Origin of the sequence: Streptomyces sp. NBC_01283 (assembly GCF_041435335.1) — a bacterium.
In the GTDB taxonomy this organism is placed as follows: Bacteria; Actinomycetota; Actinomycetes; order Streptomycetales; family Streptomycetaceae; genus Streptomyces.
Map to the genome: position 1 here is coordinate 8,981,557 of NZ_CP108430.1, position 18,758 is coordinate 9,000,314.

General features: G+C 70.0%; 14 protein-coding genes. 7 read left to right on the plus strand and 7 right to left on the minus strand.

Annotated elements, in window-relative coordinates; genetic code table 11:
- Nucleotides 1-39 precede the first annotated feature (39 nt).
- Entirely contained in the window at nt 40-1,515 is a 1,476-nt protein-coding gene (locus OG302_RS40585) for an FG-GAP-like repeat-containing protein (protein ID WP_371749762.1), read from the plus strand.
- Nucleotides 1,516-1,622: 107 nt separating this feature from the next.
- Here OG302_RS40585 and eno read toward each other — a convergent pair whose 3' ends face one another.
- Nucleotides 1,623-2,930 (minus strand): phosphopyruvate hydratase, encoded by a 1,308-nt coding sequence (gene eno, locus OG302_RS40590; RefSeq protein WP_371749763.1) that lies wholly within the window; start codon nt 2,928-2,930, stop codon nt 1,623-1,625.
- A gap of 163 nt (nt 2,931-3,093) precedes the next feature.
- Here eno and OG302_RS40595 point away from each other — a divergent pair, with 163 nt between their 5' ends.
- Nucleotides 3,094-3,516 (plus strand): MarR family winged helix-turn-helix transcriptional regulator, encoded by a 423-nt coding sequence (locus tag OG302_RS40595; RefSeq protein WP_371749764.1) that lies wholly within the window; start codon nt 3,094-3,096, stop codon nt 3,514-3,516.
- Nucleotides 3,517-3,953: 437 nt separating this feature from the next.
- Here the strand turns inward: OG302_RS40595 and OG302_RS40600 are convergent, their stop codons facing one another.
- From OG302_RS40600 to OG302_RS40620, 5 genes are read right to left on the minus strand one after another with little or no spacing between them, the layout of a single operon-like run.
- The gene (locus tag OG302_RS40600) at nt 3,954-5,153 is read right to left on the minus strand and encodes a beta-hydroxydecanoyl-ACP dehydratase (protein ID WP_371749765.1); all 1,200 of its coding nucleotides are present in this window, start codon (nt 5,151-5,153) and stop codon (nt 3,954-3,956) included.
- Complete coding sequence (locus OG302_RS40605) at nt 5,153-7,441, minus strand: SDR family NAD(P)-dependent oxidoreductase (protein ID WP_371749766.1); 2,289 nt, start codon at nt 7,439-7,441, stop codon at nt 5,153-5,155. Before OG302_RS40605 ends, OG302_RS40600 begins: the two co-directional genes overlap by 1 nt.
- A 56-nt stretch (nt 7,442-7,497) precedes the next feature.
- The gene (locus OG302_RS40610) at nt 7,498-10,965 is read right to left on the minus strand and encodes a beta-ketoacyl synthase N-terminal-like domain-containing protein (RefSeq protein ID WP_371749767.1); all 3,468 of its coding nucleotides are present in this window, start codon (nt 10,963-10,965) and stop codon (nt 7,498-7,500) included.
- A 52-nt stretch (nt 10,966-11,017) separates the two neighbouring features.
- Nucleotides 11,018-12,637, minus strand: a complete 1,620-nt coding sequence (locus tag OG302_RS40615; protein WP_371749768.1) for a PfaD family polyunsaturated fatty acid/polyketide biosynthesis protein — start codon at nt 12,635-12,637, stop codon at nt 11,018-11,020.
- 58 nt (nt 12,638-12,695) lie between these two features.
- A complete protein-coding gene (locus OG302_RS40620) occupies nt 12,696-13,787 on the minus strand; it encodes an SDR family oxidoreductase (protein WP_371749769.1) in 1,092 nt (363 codons plus the stop codon).
- Nucleotides 13,788-14,050: 263 nt separating this feature from the next.
- On the opposite strand from OG302_RS40620, the gene OG302_RS40625 reads away from it, so the two are divergent.
- The 5 genes from OG302_RS40625 to OG302_RS40645 all read left to right on the plus strand — a co-directional run bounded on the left by OG302_RS40625 (nt 14,051) and on the right by OG302_RS40645 (nt 17,737).
- Complete coding sequence (locus OG302_RS40625) at nt 14,051-14,665, plus strand: class I SAM-dependent methyltransferase (RefSeq protein WP_371749770.1); 615 nt, start codon at nt 14,051-14,053, stop codon at nt 14,663-14,665.
- 570 nt (nt 14,666-15,235) lie between these two features.
- A complete protein-coding gene (locus OG302_RS40630; protein WP_371749771.1) occupies nt 15,236-15,745 on the plus strand; it encodes a hypothetical protein in 510 nt (169 codons plus the stop codon).
- Nucleotides 15,746-15,860: 115 nt separating this feature from the next.
- Nucleotides 15,861-16,133: a DUF3253 domain-containing protein gene (locus tag OG302_RS40635; protein WP_371749772.1), complete on the plus strand. Its 273-nt coding sequence runs from the start codon at nt 15,861-15,863 to the stop codon at nt 16,131-16,133.
- Between the two features lie 131 nt (nt 16,134-16,264).
- The gene (locus OG302_RS40640; protein ID WP_371749773.1) at nt 16,265-17,101 is read left to right on the plus strand and encodes an LLM class flavin-dependent oxidoreductase; all 837 of its coding nucleotides are present in this window, start codon (nt 16,265-16,267) and stop codon (nt 17,099-17,101) included.
- Between the two features lie 90 nt (nt 17,102-17,191).
- On the plus strand, nt 17,192-17,737 hold the full coding sequence (locus OG302_RS40645; RefSeq protein WP_371749774.1) for a nucleoside deaminase: 546 nt from the start codon (nt 17,192-17,194) through the stop codon (nt 17,735-17,737).
- Nucleotides 17,738-18,345: 608 nt separating this feature from the next.
- Here the strand turns inward: OG302_RS40645 and OG302_RS40650 are convergent.
- A complete protein-coding gene (locus OG302_RS40650) occupies nt 18,346-18,501 on the minus strand; it encodes a hypothetical protein (protein WP_371749775.1) in 156 nt (51 codons plus the stop codon).
- Nucleotides 18,502-18,758 lie beyond the last annotated feature (257 nt).

The window sequence follows — 18,758 nt, forward strand, 5'->3', positions numbered from 1 at the left end:
GCACGCGTCTCGACACCGCTCGCGCCTTGAGGAGGAACCGTGGGCATCCGCAGACCCGCCATATCGACCGCCGTGGCCGCCGCTCTGATCGGGTCGCTCGGCGTGCCGATCGTCGCGAGCACCGCATCCGCGCAGGACGGCGCCACCACCGTCCGAGAGGACTTCGACGGCGACGGGTACCAGGACGTCGCCGTCGCCGCCCCCGGTGCGAAGATCGGCGGCCACACCTCGGCCGGATACATCACGATCAGCTACGGCTCGGCGCACGGCATCGACCCCGAGCGCACCACGGTCATCAGCCAGGACACCCCCGGCGTGCCCGGAGACTCCCGTGACAACGGGGTGTTCGGCTACGCGATGGTCTCCCGCGACCTGGACGGCGACGGCCTGACCGACCTGGCCGTGGTCACCCGGGACTACCGGCCGGAGGAGAACGCCAACGGATCAGTGATCGTCCTGTGGGGCCGCAAGACCGGCATGACCGGCCAGGACGCCGTCCGCATCGCCGCACCGGCGAACGCCCAGGTCGGCGACGACCTCACCGCGGGCGACTTCGACGGTGACGGGCACACGGATCTGTTCATGCGCAACGGCGACGACTACGACTACCACGACGTGCTCTACGGCCCCTTCAGCCGGGCCGGCGCCCCCGCCCGCGAGCAGCAGGTGCAGGTGTACAGCACCGACAACTCCATCAACTCCACCGCCACGGGCGACTTCAACGGCGACGGCATCGAGGATCTCGCGACCTTCTACGTCTACGAGAACCATGCCGAGGGCGGCAAGCTGTGGCTCGGCACCAAGTCCGGCCTGTCCACCGTCCCGCAGCGGCTGAGCTCCGCCTCCAGCACCGCCGTCGCCGACTTCGACCAGGACGGCTACGCCGACCTCGCCACCCGGATCTTCCCCGGCGGCGACACCGAGGGCACCGAGGAGGACCCGGGCACCGTCAAGATCTACTACGGTTCGGCGTCCGGCCCCAGCCAGACCCGTACGCAGACGGTCACCCAGAACACGGCGGGCGTGCCCGGGGCGAACGAGAAGGGTGACCAGTTCGGCGGACGGCTCAACGCGGGCGACGCGAACGGCGACGGATACCCGGACCTGGCCGTCGGCGTCCCCGGCGAGGCGATCGGCTCGAAGGCGAAGGCCGGCGCCGTGGTGCTGCTCAAGGGTGGCAAGGACGGGCTCACCGGCAAGGGCGCGCAGGCGTTCCACCAGGACACGGCGGGCGTGCCGGGTGCCGCGGAGTCCGGCGACGTGTTCGGCGGGTCGGTACGACTGCTCGACGCGACGGGTGACGGCAAGGCGGACCTGATCGCGGGCGCGCCGGGCGAGAACCTGGGCACCGTAGTGAACGGCGGCGCGGTGTGGCTGCTGCGCGGCAGCGCCTCCGGCCTGACGGCCTCGCAGTCGGTCGCGGAGAACCCCGTGGACATCGGGGCACCGGCGCCGAAGGCGCTGTTCGGCGAGAACCTGAGCGGCGACAACGGCTCCGGAACGGTGATCCCCTAGCGCGGCTGCCGCAAAGGGCCGTTACCGGCCTGCTCGGCAAGGATGAGCCCCAGGACGACCTGGGGCCCATCCTTGCCTCTGCCCCTACTGCTACCTCTGCCTGCTGGTCACGCCCGACGCAGTGCGGAGCGGCCCGCGAAGCGCGCCATGTCGCCCAACTCCTCCTCGATCCGGATGAGTTGGTTGTACTTCGCCGTGCGGTCGGAGCGGGAGAGCGAGCCCGTCTTGATCTGACCGCAGTGGGTCGCCACCGCAAGGTCCGCGATGGTGGTGTCCTCCGTCTCGCCCGAGCGGTGCGACATGACGGCCGTCCAGCCCGCCTGGTGGGCCGTGGCCACCGCGGTCAGTGCCTCGGTCAGGGTCCCGATCTGATTGACCTTGACCAGGATCGAGTTGCCGACGCCCGTGCGGATGCCCTCGCGCAGCAGCGTCTCGTTGGTGCAGAACACGTCGTCGCCGGTGAGCTGACAGCGGTCGCCGACGCGGGCGGTCAGCTCGCGCCAGCCGTCCAGGTCGTTCTCCGCCATCGGGTCCTCGATGGAGACGACCGGGTACGAGTCGATGAGCTTGGCCAGGTAGTCGGCGTGCTCGGACGGGGTGCGGCGCACCCCCTCGCCCGTGTAGTCGTACATGCCGTCGCGGAAGAACTCCGACGACGCCGGGTCCATGACCAGGCCGATGTCCGTGCCGGGGCGGTAGCCGGTGCGCTCGACGGCGGCCGTCACGAAGTCGAGCGCCTCCTCGGCGGTACGCAGCGCGGGCGCGAAGCCGCCCTCGTCGCCGACGCCTGTGGAGTGCCCGGCGGCCAGCAGATCGCGGCGCAGGGTGTGGAAGACCTCGCTGCCCATGCGTACGGCTTCGGCGAAGGTGTCCGCGCCGACGGGAGCGATCATGAACTCCTGGAAGTCCAGCGGATTGTCGGCGTGGGCGCCGCCGTTGACGATGTTCATCATCGGCAGCGGCAGGAGGTGGGCGTCGGCGCCGCCGAGGTAGCGATAGAGAGGCTGGCGGTGGGCCGCCGCGGCGGCCTTGGCGGCGGCGAGGGAGACGCCGAGGATCGCGTTGGCACCGAGCCTGGACTTCGTGGCGGTGCCGTCGAGGCCGACCAGGGAGGCGTCGAGACCCGCCTGGTCCGCCGCGTCCCGGCCGCGCACGCATGCCGCGATCTCCCCGTTGACGTGGGCCACCGCGCGGTCGACGCCCTTGCCGTGCCAGCGTGCGGCGTCTCCGTCGCGCAGCTCCACGGCCTCACGGGCGCCGGTGGAGGCGCCGGAGGGGACAGCCGCACGCCCCAGGGACCCGTCCGTCAGGACGACGTCGACCTCCACCGTGGGGTTCCCGCGGCTGTCGATGATCCGGCGGGCGGTGACGGTCTCGATGGTGGCGTCGACGGTTCCGACTGCCTTTGCGGACATGGGAGGTCCTTCCCTTTGTCATGTGCCGTGGCCCCGGCTGCGACAGCGCTGGCGCTGAGCCCGGCAAGGCCAAACACTACAGCAATGCTGCTCAGTTTTGCTGTACAGCATTGCTGTGCAGGTCGGGTGCGCAGCAATGCTGATCAACGGGGTAAAGTGCCCTATGCCCACCTCGGAAGCCGCCGCCATCGCCGCCGAACTGCGCACTGCGATGGGCAAGCTCACCCGACGCGTCAAGCACGAGGACCGCATCCCGCTGGGTCAGGTCGCCGTGCTCGGTGCACTCGACCGCGACGGCGCCATGACCACCAGCGACCTCGCCACCGATCAGCGCGTACGTCCCCAGTCGATGGCCCGGGCGGTCGGGCTGCTCATGGAACAGAACCTGATCACGCGTCGGGCGCACCCCACGGACGGCCGCAAGTCACTGGTCGAACTGTCGGACGCGGGCCGGGCCGCGCTGGAGGCGGAGCGCGGCCGCAGGGTCGGCTGGCTCGCGCAGGCCATCGAGGCCGAACTCACTGATGAGGAGCGGGAGTTGCTCGGGCGGAGCGCGGCCCTGCTGGAGCGGCTCGCCACACGCTAGATCGGCGCGACGCGTTCTCGTTCTGCCGGGCCCGGGTTGTGTCGGTGATCGTCCCGGCGTCCGGGGCCTCGCCACGGGTGAAGGTTCCGGCGGCGATCGCCGCGAAGACCGGGGAAGTCGGTCATGCCGAAGAAGGCGGCACACCGGAAGAAACTCCAACGAGGGAGGGGCTCGGACTCATTGAGCGGATTCGCCCGTCCAACGGGCCGCGCACCTGCTGGTCCCGAGCAGCCAGGGTGAAGATCCCGTCTATGACTGGCCCGTCTTGACAGCAGTGGCGGAAGAGGTGAAAGGGATGACCCCGCAGGTCTACGACCTGCACCTGGGCGTGGCACTGGCCGGCCCCGAGGAGCTTTCCAAGGTCTCATTCCAGGTCCGCAAAGGCGTAGGAGTCACTGGAGAAGCCCGCCGCTTAGAAATGATGGGGCAGGTTCGAGTCAACCGCAGGGAGCGAGACGCACAGCCAGGCGTTCGGCGTGCAGTGCCTTGAGGCCGTCGACGGTGACCAGGACGTCCGCGATGAGTGTCGGGTACGGGTGCGTGACCAGGTGCGAGGCGAAGACCTCGTACGTCACCCGGTTCGAGGCCGGGGTCACTTGGCCCCGGAAGCGCACCACGAACGGGTGGCCCGGGACCGCTTCGAAGCGCCAGTGGTCCTTGCCGATGGTGAAGCCCGAAGCGGCCAGGTGGAAGCTCATGGCCTGCAGGCAGCCGTCCAGTGTCAGGTTGCCGGGCATGACCGGGTCGTGATGGAAGTGGGCGGCGAAATACCAGGCGTTCGGGTGGACGAGGGTCTCGGCCCGGAGATAGCCGCGTGCCCAGGGGCCTCCGGAGGGGGCGAATTCCGTGACGTCGCCGAGGAGCAGCATGTCACCGGACGGCAGCCGCGGTGAGCCGGACGGTGGCCATTCGGGGCCGAAGCAGTGGGCGGCCCTGCCGTCCGCGAACGCCCGGACCAGGGTGGGGCCGAACGCGCGCGAGCGGGGGCTGACGGCGCTGGGAGCCGCTCGCCCCGGGGGCGGGGCGGACCGGCTCGGGGTCCACCGCACTCCGGGGGCGGCAGAGAGCTCCTGATAGGAGAAGTAACCGGCCTGGGCGTTGCGGATGGTGAGCCGCAGCTCGTCGGCTACCCGGCAGTCCGCCTCGAAGAAGACGATCAGGGACTGGTCCTGCCGGGCGTGGTCGAGGATGCGGACTTCCGCGACCGAGGTCTCGCCTGCCACAGGGGCACCGGCACCGTGGAAGGTCGCCTCGTACCCCAGGAGCCGGAAGACCCGCTGTGCGTCGTTGTCCAGGTCCGCGCCCAGCCAGCTGAGCAGTACGAGCAGAGACTGTGTGCTCTCGATCGTCAGGCCGGGGTACATGCGGGCCGTGTGGTCGACGAAGCTGCGGTCCGGCCGCACGAAGGTCCGGGTCCGGATCGAGCCCCGACACGGTGTCCCGGACGTCCCCAGCGTGCCCGGGGTGCCCTCAAGGCCGGTGACCTCGTCGATGAGGAGCAGCGGGGGCTTGGGCGGACGGGTCTGGCGTGCCCTGTCGTCCTGGATTGCATAGCGGGGGCCGAACACCTGGGAGACCGGGGCGTGGGAGAGCTCTTCGAGCTGGTCCCTGGCGAAGACGCGGTCGGGGGTGGTCATCAAGGCCTCAGGACGAGTTCGAGATCCCGGATGTCGGCGAGCAGCCCCTCGTCGTCGGTCAGCGTCAAATGGCACTGGGCGTGGGAGGTTTGCGGGGGCACGGCTCGCAGTACGCAGGTGACCGGGCCCCGCGCGGGACCCAGGCGCGGGGCGTGGAACTCTCCGATGGCCATCGGCAGGGTCGCGTCCCCGAAGAGGTCCTCCGCCCAGGCCACGGCGAGCTGCAGTGCGCCGTCGACCGCTGCCGGGTCGGTCTGCCAGGTCTCGCCGGACCAGCCCATCTCCCGCAGCCCGGTGAGTGTTGCCCGAGCGCCGGTGAGGGAGATGCCTTCGATCGTGGCCAGCGACTGGAACAGCGGCCCGTGGAAGAGCGTGTGACCGTCGTAGAGGGGGTTTCGACGGGAGGGTTCGAGTTCGACGGGCGGCACGATGCCGGTGATCTCGTGAGGGGCCGCGGCGATTCGTGCCCTGCAGTGGGGTGTGCTCCCGGCGCCGTGCAACTCGACGCTCAGCGCGTGCATGTCGCTCCGGTCGGCCCGCAAGGTGAACCGGGCGCCGTCCGTGTCGAGTTGGTCCGGGACGGCCCGCCTCAGGACGCGTACGTCTCGTAGAAGAACCCTCGGCGACGTCGGGCGCCAGGAGCGTGCGGCGGCGGTGAACCATTCCAGGGTCTGGGCGAGAGGAAGCACCGGGTCGCCCGCGATGACGTGGTCGGCCAGCTGCGGATGGCTCCGTGCGGTCACCGTGACCTGTGCCGCAGCGGGTTCGGACACGGCGGCCAGTGGCCACGGGGCCGCGGCGGCGCCGGGTGAGCCGGTGATGACGGCGTGGGGTGCGCGCGATTCCAGCTCGGCCACGAAGGCCTCGGCGCCGGTGTCGAGGGGGAGCAACGGTGTGCCGTGGCGGTCGAAGTGGGCGGCGAGTTCGGGCGTGACCATTCCGCCGCGCCAGGGCCCCCAGATCAGTGATTTCACCCGGCAGTCGGGACGCCGCGCGGACTCGGCGGCCATCACCTGGGTGAGGGTCTCGTTCGCCATGGCGTAGTCGCACTGGCCGGGATTGCCGAACGTCGCCGCGACGGACGAGAACACACTGATCAGCTTCAGTGGATCCTCGGCGGTCGCGTCCAGCAAGGCACGCAGTCCGGTGGCCTTGGTACGCATGACCTGGGTGAACTGCTCGTCGGTCTTGTCGGCGACGAGCCTGTCGGCCAGTACGCCGGCGGCGTGCACGATGGCGGTGACCGGCCCCCAGTCGTCGCGGATCCGCTCCAGGCAGCGGGGGAGGGCTGCCATGTCGCCCACGTCCACCGTCTCGTAGCGCACCTGAGATCCGGCTTCCTCGATCGCGGCAAGGGTCGCCCGCACCTCGCGGACGGCCATGATCTGCCGTACGTCGGCGGCGAGTTCGGAGGGGCTTGACCCGGCGCCCCGTCCCCGCAGTGAGGCGAGCGCGCGCGTCACCTCTTCTGCGCTGCCAGTCGGCAGGCCCGGCGGCTCCTCGGTCAGGCGGGTCCGCCCCAACAGTGCGAGCCGGGGGCGCCGGGCCCGCGCCAGGGCGACCAGCCCGGCAGCGGTGACACCACGAGCGCCACCCGTCACGACGACAACGGAGTCGGGCCCGATGCGGGTGCCCGCGCCGTCGCGGATTGGGGGCACGGCGCAAGGGTGTGGTGTGACCCTGGTGCGGTCCGCTCGCAGTCCGACGTCCAACAGGGGGCCACCGGACAGGAGTTCCTCGGCGATCGTGTCCACCTGCTCGCGCGGCCCACGGCCCGTTAGTTCGCAGTCCATCGCCTTGACCGAGGCGCTGGGCCACTCCTTGGCCACGGTACGGGCCAAAGCGGCCAGGCCACCGAGCCAGGCCCGCTCGCCTTGCCGACCGCTCAGTCCGAAGTCGCCGCCGGTGTCCTGGACGGTCACGAACACACCGCAGCCCTTCTCCCCGCGACCATTCACACCGTCGTTGTCCGTGAGCCGTCGTGCCAACCGCCGCGCAACGCGGAAGGCCTCATACTGCAGATCCAGGGCCCTCTGGACGCCCTGTGTGCCTTGTGCGCCTTGTGCGTCTTCCACCGGTGCGAGCCCGGTGAGCAGGACGACGTTCTGGGCGTCGGGGGGAAGTTCAGTGCCGGTGGCGACCCACCGTGCGTCGACTCCGTGGTGGCCGAGCCGGTCGGCGAGCGGTTCGGCCAGGTGTGCGCCGTCGTCGACGATGTACAGGGGTCCGTCCCACAGCCCGGCCATGGCGAGGCCCGTCGCCGGTGCGGGAAGAACGGTGAGTTCCATTCGTACGAGATGGGGTTCGGGAGGTGGCCCGGCCGCCCTGGTCCGGGTGGCCGGGCCTAGCGGAAATTTCCCTGGAGCCTGTCAGTGATCTGCTGCAGTGTTCGGCACGAAGCCAACTCCTCTGCGGGCACGCCCAGTTCACCGAGGGTCCTGCGGAGCATCGACATGATCTCGACCCGTTTGATCGAGTCGATTCCGAGTTCCTTCTCCAACTCCATGTCGAGGTTGAGGAGTTCCTTCGGATAGCCGGTACGTTCGGACACCGCGCTCAGGAGTGCCTCTTCCACCGGGGTGCCGCCTGCGGGCGCACCCGCAGAAGCGTCGGCGGGAATTGCGGTGGGGGCGGTCGAGTCCGCAGGCTGGGCCGGTGACGGGACAGGGAAAGGCTCCGCAGGCGCGGCCTGCGCCTGCGGCGGCGGAACGGAAGTCGGCACGGCCACCGGGAGTTCCTCGGAGTAGGCGCCACCGCCAGACCGTTCCCGCAGGCCCACCAACGACTCCCGGGTGAGGCGCAGGAAGGCCAGATGTGCCTCGGCCATGTACCGCTGGTAGTCGGCGTGGGCCTCGGCTGCCCGGCGCTGTACTTCGTCGTGCACGTGTTGCTGAGCGGGCCCCGCGGGCATGTCATCACTCTCCACGATCTCTTGCCGCCCCATGGCGGGGCTTTCCGGATTGGGTGCGGGCAACGCCGCGGCGCCGCCCTCGGGCGGGTAGGGGCGGCCCTGATTGCTGCCGTCGACGCCGATCGAGAAACCGGGTTCAGTGGCAGCCTGACGGGGCGGCCCGTACGGCAGCCAATGCGCCGGCCATTCCATCTCCACACCGCGTACGGCCAGTTGTCCCAGTGCCTCGAAGAGGGCGACGGTTCCGTCCTTGCCTCGCCCGTCGGTCGCGACCGCCAGATGCGGGCGCCCCTCCAGGACGCGATCCACCAGGCCGGTGAGGGTTCCCGCCGGGCCCACCTCCATGAACGTGCGCACCCCCGCCTCGTACATGGCCTCGATCTCCTCGACGAACCGCACTGGTGTCGAGAGGTGCTCACTGATCCGGTTGCGTACCACGTCGGGATCGGCCGAACGGGGATAGCGCGCAGCGTCCGCGTTTCCGTAGACCTCGATGGCCGGGGGCTCGATGGGGCATTCGGCGAGAAAGTCCGCCAAGGGGCGGCAGGCGGAGGAGACAAGGGGGCTGTGGAACGCCGCCGAGGCCTGCAGTCGCTTGGCCGTGATTCCTGAGGCGCGAAGGCGGTCGGCCAGAGCGTCCAGTGCTTCGGCCGTGCCGGAGAGGACGGTCTGCTCGGGCGCGTTGTCGTTCGCCACCCAGACTTGGTCCTGCCCCTCGGACTCCAGGAACGCCTCGGCCCAGGCCCGGGAGGCGCTGACGGCGAGCATGCCACTGGGCGTGGACGCCGCGTCCCGCATGAGTTCGCCGCGCCGCCGGGCAAGGCGCATCAACGTATCCGCCCCGAAGGAACCAGCGGCGTGCAACGCGATCAGCTCGCCGAAGCTGTGACCCGCCACGCATGCGGGTTCGAGGCCCAGCTCGGTCAGCATCGCGAGGACGGCCAGGCTGTGCGCCGCGAGTGCCGGCTGAGCCCACTCGGTCACCGTCAGACGGTCCTGCTGAGCGGTCCGCTCCTCCTCGGTGAAGACGGGAGGAGGGAAAACCACCTGGTGCAACGGCTGTACGCCGAAGTCCAGGGCGCCCACCTGATCCCATACGCGCTGCGCCGGAGGGTGTTGGGTCGCCAGCTCCGAGCCCATGCCCACGTACTGGGCGCCCTGCCCAGGGAAGAGGAACGCCAGGGGCCCCTCTTCGGTGGCTCCGCGAGCGTAGTAGGTGCCGTTCGGCGTGGAAAAGCCGTCTTCCCCCGCCCTGTCGAGCAGGTCCACTGCCTGGGCGAGCCTGGTCGCGAGCTCATCGGGGTGCTCGACCACCAGGGCGAGCCGGTGTTCTGCCCCGGCCTCGAACCGTGTCTGCGAGGTGCGGGCCAGTTCTGGGAGGGGGAGGGGCGAGTCTTCGGCCCTGCCGACCCCGTCGCGCATCTCGTCGAGAGTGGCCCCGCTGAACAGCAGCAGCTCGGCCGCCGCCGAACGCAGCCGACGGGCGGGCCGCGCCGATCCCTCCGCGGAGGGGACGAACTCCTCCACCGCGACATGGAAGTTGGTGCCGCCGAAACCGAAGCTGGAGACCGACGCGCGCCGTGGCCGGTCCGCGCCCACCCACGGTCGTGCGCGGGTGTTCACGTAGAAGGGGCTGGTCGCGAACGCGAGATCCGGGTTGGGACGCTCCACCTTGATGGTCGGCGGAAGAACTCGGTGGTGCAGGGCAAGGACCGTCTTCAAGAGGCCCGCCGCGCCCGCTGCCCCCTTGGTATGGCCGATCTGCGACTTGATCGACCCGAGCGCGCACCAGGGAGCCCCGGTGCGCCCCGCGGAGCCGAACACCGAGGCCAGTGCCTCGAATTCGGCGCGGTCGCCTGCCTTGGTCCCAGTCCCGTGCGCCTCGACCAGTTCTACGGTATCGGGGCCGTAGCCCGCCGCTTCGTACGCCCGGCGCAGTGCCCGTTCCTGACCGGCGGGCAGTGGGGCGTAGATGGCGTTGCCCTTGCCGTCGGACGAGGCACCGACACCCCGGATCACCGCGTAGACCTGGTCGGCGTCGCGCTCCGCGTCTGCCAGGCGTTTGAGGGCGAACATCACCACGCCCTCACCGAGGAGTGTGCCGTCGGCGTGGTCGGAGAAGGGCCGGCAGTCCCCGGTGGGCGACAGCGCCGGAGTCTGGCTGAAGCAGGTGAACATCAGCTCGTCGTTGACCGTGTCCGTCCCGCCGGTCACGGCCAGATCGCACCGCCTGAGCGTCAGCGCGTCGATCGCGGTCGTCAGTGCCGCGAACGAGCTGGCGCAGGCGGCGTCGGTGGTGTGGTTGGTGCCGTGCAGGTCGAACCGGTTGGCGATCCGGCCTGCCGCCACATTGGGCAGCAGCCCGGGGAAGGTGGCCTCCTGCCAGGGCACCATGTGCTCCAGGATGCGCTCACACAGCTCCTGCGCCCGGCTCTCGGGCAGCCCGGCCTCCCGGAACGCCTTCAGCCAGATCGGCCGGCCCGTACGCATGGCCATGTGCGCGGCCAGCGGCAGATAGCCCGTCACCCCGAGGATGACGCTCACCTTGTCGCGGTCGAGGACATCGAGCTTCCCATGGGTGGCATCGCAGAGGACCTGGTCCGCGACGAGCAGGGAGAGCAGTTGGGCGGAGTCGGTGGCGGGCAGCGACCGCGGCGGCATTCCGTAGGCCACGGGATCGAAGTCGACGCGGGGCAGGAAGCCACCCCGTGAGACGTACGCCCCGTCCGGCTGGTCGTCGGCGAGGAGATCCTGTGCCAGCCAGCGGTCGGCGGGCACCTCGGTGATGAGGTCCTGGCGGCCCACGATCATCCGCCAGCTCTGCTCGGCGTCTCGCGCCCCGGGCAGCAGGGCTCCGATACCCACCACGGCGATGGGCACGGACTGGGCGTGGTCGTTCATGGTCTCGCTCCTTTCGTTCCTTTCGCTCCTCTCGCGGTCCGCGCGGCAGTGCCTAGGCCAGCGGTCGGGCGGGGAACGCGAAGGCCGCGGCGGGTACCTCGACCCCGCAGCCGCGCAGCTGGTGAGCGCGGGTGACGGCGGCGGCGCCGGTGAGCAGGTTCCGGGCGATCTGCACCACCGAGCGGTTGGCCGGGTCGGCCAGGAATCCGTCGGCGGCCCACTCGTTGAAGGCGCCCATCGCCGGGCCGCACCAGATCTGGTAGTCGGTGCGCCGGGCGGTCTCGCCCTGGACGGCCCAGCGGCTGGACATGCCCAGGTACCAGCGGAAGACCAGCGCCATCCGGTGCCGCGGATCGCGCTCGGCCCGCTCCACCTGGCCGGGCTCGCGCTCCATCCAGTACGTACGCGCCCCGGCCCACACCTGCTCGTACGGGGCCCGCAGAACGTCTCGTTCGATCTTTGCGCGGTCGGCTTCCGGTACGGCACTCCATGACGGGTATGCGCTGTAGACCTGGTAGAGGTGCTCGGCCCGCCCGGCGAACATGGTTCCTCTGCGGAGCACTTGAAGGCGGACACCGAGCTCGAACATGTCGCCGGCCGGAGCCATGGCCACGTCCGCGAGGCCGGCCTGGGAGAGCATGGCCTTGGCGTCGGCGGACAACCCGGACTCCACGGAGGCCTGGTTGACCGAGCCGGTGACCACGTACGACGCACCGAGAGCGAACGCCGCGGCCGTGGCGCCCGGGGTGCCGATGCCCCCTGCGGCGCCGATCCGGATCGGACGGCTGTAGCCGTGCCGTTCGGTCAGGGTGTCACGCAGGGCCAGCATCACCGGGAGGAGCACCGTCAGGGGGCGGTTGTCCGTGTGGCCGCCGCTGTCGGCCTCCACGGTGATGTCCTCGGCGACCGGCACCGTGGCGGCCAGTTCGGCCTCGCCCGGGGTGAGTAGTCCCCTTTCGACGAGCGGGCGCAGGAGTTCGGCCGGGGCGGGCGCCATGAACTGGGCGGCCACCTCGGGCCGGGAGACCTTGGCGAAGAGGTGTGTCGTGCGCCGCACCGCGCCCTGGACGTCCCGGGTCAGACCATGAGCGGCCACCCGGACCACGGCCGGCGTCAGCTGCATGAACGCCGAGGCGGAGACGGCGGGCACACGGTGGGCCAGCAGCAACTCCGCCGTGCGCTCCTCGGCGGCGGGCTCCGAGGGCGCGTGCAGCAGGTTGACGCCCCAGTTCCGGTGGCCGGGCAGGGCGGCCGTGAGCTCGGCCACGGCCGCGGCGACCCGTTCACGGGGCAGTCCACCCGCGCCGAAGAAGCCCATCATGCCGGCCCGGGCCATGGCGATGACCATGCGAGGCGTGGCGATACCGCCCGCCATCTCCCCGGCGACGTAGGGGAGACGCGCTCCGTGTGCCGTGCAGAAGGACCGGTCGCCAAGGCGCTCCGGGGGAAACGGGGGAAGGACTCCTGCGACGCCCCGCGCCGGCGAGTTCTTCCCCAGGGTGAAACCGGCGTCGGACTCGATGACGTGGAGAGGCTCGTCGAGCCGAGCGATCGCCTGGACGACTGCGTCCTGGCGGCACTGGGCGAGCTCATCCGGGATGCGCTGACCGCGTGGACCGCCCGGTCGCGTGTCAGCGTTCAGCGGACGGGTGTCAAGATCGATGTGGTTCATGTGAGGCCTCTGTCTCTCGCTCGCCAGCGCCCTGGATCTCCTGGATCTCCTGGGTCTTCTAGGTCCCTTGGACGAACGCATCGATGAAGTCGGCCAGGCGCTCCCGGGACATCGATACGTTGAGGATGTCGCGGCCGATGAGCTGCTCGACGGAGTCCAGGTCGAACTCGCGGGTGCCGTTGGTGTAGTGGCGGTAGAACGTGCAGAGCCGGTCGGCCTTGAGGTCGACCAGGGCCAGGTCGGACTCGTCCGCGACACAGGTCGGGCCGGGCAGGCCGAGGGCATCGAAGACCGCCTTGAGCATGGCGTGCACGGGGAGTTGCTCGGCGTTGGCCAGATGGTAGATACCGGACCGGTCGCTCGCGCGGGCCACACCTACCGCGGCCGCGGCGACCCGGTCCACCGGGATGTAGTTGGTGAGCGAGTCCGCGGTCATCCGGAGGCGCAGCGGCCGGGTCGCCATCACGTCGCCGAGTGATTCCGTGAGTTCGGCGCGGTACTGCGTGAGTGCGGAGATGAATCCGTAGAGTCCGCTGCTGCTGGTCGTGCCCGCGCTCTCGCTGTGCCCGATCACGACGCTCGGCCGGAAGATCCGCAAACAGTCGAACCCCGCTGTGGTGACGACGTGTTCGGCCGCCACCTTGCTGCGCTCGTACCAGTTGTTGCAGTCATCGTCGTGGGAGACGGGGTCGGGAGCGATCCGGCCTGTTCTGCTGCCCGACACGTAGGCGGTGCTGACATGGTTGAAGACGCAGACGCCGAACCGTTTCGCCAGCGTGACCGCGTGCCGGGTGCCCTGCACGTTCTGGTTGAGGATCTCGTCCTTGCCCGAGTCCTCGAAGGCGAGGGACGCGGCCACGTGCCAGATCTGGTCGACGGGGCCAAGGCTTGCAGTGACTCCCAGGTCGGGCAGGGTGAGGTCACCGGCGATGCCGCGGCAACGTGCGTCGATCTCGCCCACCAGATCCGCTCGCCCGTACACCTGAGCGGCACGATGAAGCGCTCCCTTGAGCCGCTCGGTGGCCATCTCATCCCCTCGCGCTCTGACCACGCACGAGAGGACCGCGTCGGTCCGCTCCAGGAGTTCCAGGACGGTGGCTCCCCCGACGAACCCTGTGGCACCCGTCATCAGGTAGTGCTCGGCAGCCACGTGTCCTCCTTGATGAGAGAGGTCTGCGATGGACTTCCATACCCTGCCCATCGGTCACACGCTTACCGCGGCGCACTTCTGGACGCTGACGTACTGACGATCTACGAAGTGCGCGGTGGCGCACTGAGCCCCGGGGGTGCCCGACGCCGGCTTCAATGACCGCCTCCGGCGTGGACGTGCCAGGTACGCGCGGGGCGTGCGCGCCCACTCACGACCAGAGTGGTGAATCGGGCCACTGCTACCGCTCGCCTACCCTGTGGGTCATGAGTCGTTGGGAAGAGCTGACCGGTGGGACGTCCGGGGAGGATTACGCCGCCCGGTTCGCGGCCCTGGCCGACAGTGGCAAAGACATGCACGGTGAGGCGGGGTTGTGTGCCGCGCTGGTGCCCGCCGGGGCGCGGGTGCTGGATGCCGGGTGCGGTACCGGCCGGGTCATGATCCGGTTGGCGGAGCTCGGGTATGACTGTGTCGGGGTCGACCGGGACGCCTCCATGCTGGCCGTGGCGCGCAGGCAGGCGCCGGAACTGCCATGGATCCAGGCCGACCTGGCCACGTTCGACCCGGCCGAGCTGCATGATGGGGCGGGCTTCGACCTCGTGGTCGCTGCCGGCAACATCTTCCCGCTCCTTGCCGCTGGTACCGAGGCGGCGGTGGCAAGCCGCTTGGCGGGGGCTCTGCGCCCGGGCGGCCTCATGGTCGCCGGATTCGGCCTGGACGCAGCCCATCTGCCGGTCCCGCCCGGCATCACCCTGCCGGAGTACGACGCCTGCTGCGCCGCGGCCGGCCTCACCTTCGCCGACCGCTTCGCGACGTGGGACGGCCGCCCCTACGAGGGCGGCGGCTATGCCGTCAGCGTCCATCGGCTGCCTCGCGGTTGACGGTGTCTGTCCCCGCGTCGGCGTGGTACAGGGGGCGCGGTCAACCGGGCGGCGACAGAAGCGACGAGGCTGAACGCCAGACCGCAGCGTTCCGCGACTTCCTGGACCGACAGATCGGGCAGCGACCAGCCGATCATGACCTCGAACGGGGCGGGCAGGAACTGTGCGGAGACGTTGGGGAGTTGCCCGGTCGGCAGGCTGGCCGGGGCACGCGCTCCCTGTGCGTGCACTGCGACAAGTGCATGCCGACCATTTTCACCGGCACACACTGCGTCCTCGCGGACGCGTCCGATACGGTCGCCCGCCCTGCGCGAGAAGCGAACGGGAAGCCAACGTCCGCACCGTGAACACGGACCCTTCACCGGTCGTGACGGGCTGTCAGGAGGCCACTCCGGCAAGCAGCTCCGACCTCGGGACCTGCCACGCCGGTGGGCGTGCCATCCAGGAGCTCGACCGTGCTTTCCGCTTTGTCCTCTGGCTCAGGCGCGTGGATCCGGGCACCATCTTCTTACTCCACCTGCACCACAGCCGTCCCATCGTCAGCACGGTCATCAGCAGGAAGGAACCACCATGCGCATCCGCTCCGCTCTCACCGCGCTCGCGCTCACCACCGGCGCCCTGATCGCCCCCGGCTTCGGCGTCCTGACCACGGCCACCGACGCCTTCGCCGCCACCAAGATCAGCCATGCCACCGCAACCTCGATGTTCCGTGAGGTCGGCATCACCTGGTCGTCCTCCGGCGGCTGCTCGGACCGTAACAACCCGACGTGTACGTCCTTCGAGCAACTCAACCTTGCCACCGCGCAGGGTGCCCAGACCCTCAAGCGCGCCAGCGGGTGCGCCCTCAACATCACGGGTGGCACGGAGACCGGCCACGCGAGCGGCACGTACTCGCACTGGAACGGATACAAGCTCGACTACGGCAAGAACACCTGCGTCACGAGCTACGTCAAGAACACCTTCACCTACATCGGCCTGCGCGGTGACGGTGCCCCGCAGTACAAGTCCGGCTCCGGCAACATCTACGCGGACGAGGGCAACCACTGGGACGTCCTCTACTACAACTGCGGCGGCTGCTGACCCTCCGCGAGACCTGGCGGGCCGGGCGCGGCGTCGGCGTCACCTCTGAGCCGACACAGCCGACACACTCCTGCAGGGCCCTGGTTCCCGCCATCGCCGGTGCGACACTTGCGCGGTGACGGACAGTGAACGGACAGCGGACCGGCGCCTGGAGCGAGCCATCCTGGATCTGCTGGAGCAGCGTGGCCCGACCTCGACGATCTGCCCCTCCGACGCCGCGCGGGCGGTATACGAGGGGGACGGCGACGGCTGGCGCGAGCTCATGGAACCGGCCCGCCGCGCGGCCCGGCGCCTGGTCGCGGCCGGCGAAGTGGAGATCACCCAGGGCGGCCGCCCCGTCGATCCGACGAAGGCCCGCGGTCCGATCCGCATCCGCCGCGCCCGCTGACACGTTCGAAAGCCGGCACCGGCCGGGGCGGGCAGCGCTCCTGTCGGCCCCGGCAGGGAACCCGGAACGTGCAGCCCAACTGCCTGACACCTCAGGGGGGTTGGGTGGCGCCCATTGCTAGGATGACGCCCATGCGGATAGGCGTGAACGTCCCCAACTTCGGGCCCGGGGCGAATCCGGATCACCTAGCCCGGTGGGCCGCGACCGTGGAGGGGCTCGGCTTCGATCTGCTGATGATGTCCGATCACGTGGCGATCACGCCGGATGTGGCCGAGCAATATCCCGCACCCTTCTACGAGCCTTTCACCACGCTCGCCTGGATGGCCGGAATCACGACCGGGATCCACCTGGGGACGACCGTTCTCATCACCCCCTACCGGCACCCGCTGCTCGTCGCCCGCATGGCCGCCAACCTGCAACAGCTCAGCGGCGGCCGACTGGTGCTGGGCGTCGGGGTCGGCTGGGCCCGGGAGGAGTTCGAGGCACTCGGCGTCCCCTTCGAACGCCGTGGCGTGCTGACCGACGAACACCTGCGGACGATGCGCGCCGCATGGGACAACGACGCCGACTACCGATCCGGACAGGTGCCGATCTGGATCGGTGGCAACAGCGACGCGGCGATACGCCGTGCCCTGCGTTTCGGAGCTCCCTGGCATCCGCTGCGGTTCACGATGCCTTGGTTCAGGGACGCGCTCGTGCGGCTGAAGGGGATTTCCGCGCAACTCGGTCAGCCCACGCCGGGTCTGGCGCCGCGGATCCGTCTCCGACTCACGGAAGAACCGGTGGACCACCCGGATCGCCGAGCAGGAGAGGGAACCATCGAACAGTTCCTGGAGGACGTCGAGGAACTGCGCCTGGCCGGTGCCGACACCGTGCTTCTCGATCCGTACCACGGGGATCCCGATGAGACCCTGCGGCCCGAGACGGCCTGGCACGCCCTGGCCACCGTGGCCGCACACCGAACCTAGCCCGCATCTCGCCGGCCACCCTGGTGAGCAAGCCAAGGCAAGCCGAGCCGAGCCAAGTCAAGACGCGACAGATTGAGGGATGAAGCAGCAGTGGCACCTCACGATCACGACCTTTCTGGGACCGGCGCCGCTCCCGCCGCCGTCACCGAGACCGACCTGGTCCATCTGCGGCGCTGCGTGGCACTGGCGGCCGAGGCGCTCGACGCCGGTGACCTGCCGTTCGGGTCCGTGCTCGTCGACGCGGACGGCAAGGTCAGGGCGGAGGACCGCAACCGCGAGTCGACCACCAAGGACCCGACATCACACCCGGAGCTGGCACTGGCCCAGTGGGCCGCGGCTCACATGGCCCCCGAGGAACGGGCCACGGCGACCGTGTACACCTCGGGCGAGCACTGCCCGATGTGCGCCGCCGCTCACGGGTGGGTCGGCCTCGGTCGCATCGTGTACGCGAGTTCCTCCCGCCAGGCCCGGGACTGGAAGGCCGAGTGGGGCGTGCCCAACACGTCACCCTTGAGCCCGCTGACCATCCAGGACGTGGTGCCCGCTCTGGAGGTGGCCGGGCCGGTACCTGAACTCGCCGACGAGGTACGTGAGTTGCAGTGGCGCTTCCGTAACAGGAAGAGCGCGATCGGCTGACAGCCGGGCAGGCCGGCCGATGACGGCCCGGTCCCGTACATCAGGTCCCGCACATTCTTGCCGTTCGCTCCGGTCACTCATCACTCAGGACGCGCATGAAGCACACGCCTTCTGGTCCATGGAGAAGCCTCGCAGGGGGAGGCGGGCATCCGGGAAAAGCCACGGAGCCGGCGGGCGACGCGGCGCGGCAGACCGAGCGGGCCCGGGGGATTCGGCGGGTCGGCCGGTGAGGAGAGGGGCGCTGACCTCGACGAACAGTGAACGGTCTGCAGTCTGGTTGCCAGGCCGGCTAGTTGGACCGCCGGCTAGGGGGAGCGTCTGCTTTACTCGCCGCTCACGTTCGACCGCACGCCGTGACGTCGCCCACGGCTACGTGATGCACCGACCCGCCCGATCGAGCCAGCCCGAATCAGGTACTGAGCCTGCCTGAACCAGGTACGGATTCGGCCCGAACCGGGTATTGAGGGGGTACTGAGCCGGTGAGCCGCTAGGCACGGCCATCCTCACGTTCCATCAAAACGGCTCAACGGTGTCTGTCCGTATGCGTGCTCCCGTGCAGTGCCCTGCCGAGTTGGGCGAGGTCGACGTTGGGCTCGGGGCCGCCGTACCTACCAGTACGTACGCGTGATCTTGTCAGGCAGCTGCCCCTGCCCCTGCCGCTTCGCCTCCTGGAAGATCACTGATGCCGCAAGCAGGAAGGCGTGGCGGACTTTCGGGTCCGGGTCGGGGTTTTCCACAGTCGCGACGTTCTTGTCGAGAAGCATGTGGCCGAGGGGTGTGCCCTCCGGTGTGCAGGGCCGGGCGACTGATCCCTCCGGGTCGATCAGGACGTTTCCGGTAGCACCTGCCGCAGACTCCCATACGTAGACGAATCCCGTCTCGAGAGAAAGACACTTCCTGCACATCAGTGACGCAGGCACGGGACCTCTCCACCTCCCACACGCTCGCGGCGGCCGTCCCACCGGCCTCCATCAACAAGGTGCCCCGAGCGAAGTGGTGCCCCGCCCGCGCATGGGTCGGC

Coding starts and splice junctions, on each gene's coding strand:
- eno (WP_371749763.1), bottom strand. CDS start 2,930: ATGTCCGCAAAGGCAGTCGGAACCGTCGACGCCACCATCGAGACCGTC.
- OG302_RS40595 (WP_371749764.1), top strand. CDS start 3,094: ATGCCCACCTCGGAAGCCGCCGCCATCGCCGCCGAACTGCGCACTGCG.
- OG302_RS40600 (WP_371749765.1), bottom strand. CDS start 5,153: ATGACCACCCCCGACCGCGTCTTCGCCAGGGACCAGCTCGAAGAGCTC.
- OG302_RS40605 (WP_371749766.1), bottom strand. CDS start 7,441: ATGGAACTCACCGTTCTTCCCGCACCGGCGACGGGCCTCGCCATGGCC.
- OG302_RS40610 (WP_371749767.1), bottom strand. CDS start 10,965: ATGAACGACCACGCCCAGTCCGTGCCCATCGCCGTGGTGGGTATCGGA.
- OG302_RS40615 (WP_371749768.1), bottom strand. CDS start 12,637: ATGAACCACATCGATCTTGACACCCGTCCGCTGAACGCTGACACGCGA.
- OG302_RS40625 (WP_371749770.1), top strand. CDS start 14,051: ATGAGTCGTTGGGAAGAGCTGACCGGTGGGACGTCCGGGGAGGATTAC.
- OG302_RS40630 (WP_371749771.1), top strand. CDS start 15,236: ATGCGCATCCGCTCCGCTCTCACCGCGCTCGCGCTCACCACCGGCGCC.
- OG302_RS40640 (WP_371749773.1), top strand. CDS start 16,265: ATGCGGATAGGCGTGAACGTCCCCAACTTCGGGCCCGGGGCGAATCCG.
- OG302_RS40650 (WP_371749775.1), bottom strand. CDS start 18,501: ATGCTTCTCGACAAGAACGTCGCGACTGTGGAAAACCCCGACCCGGAC.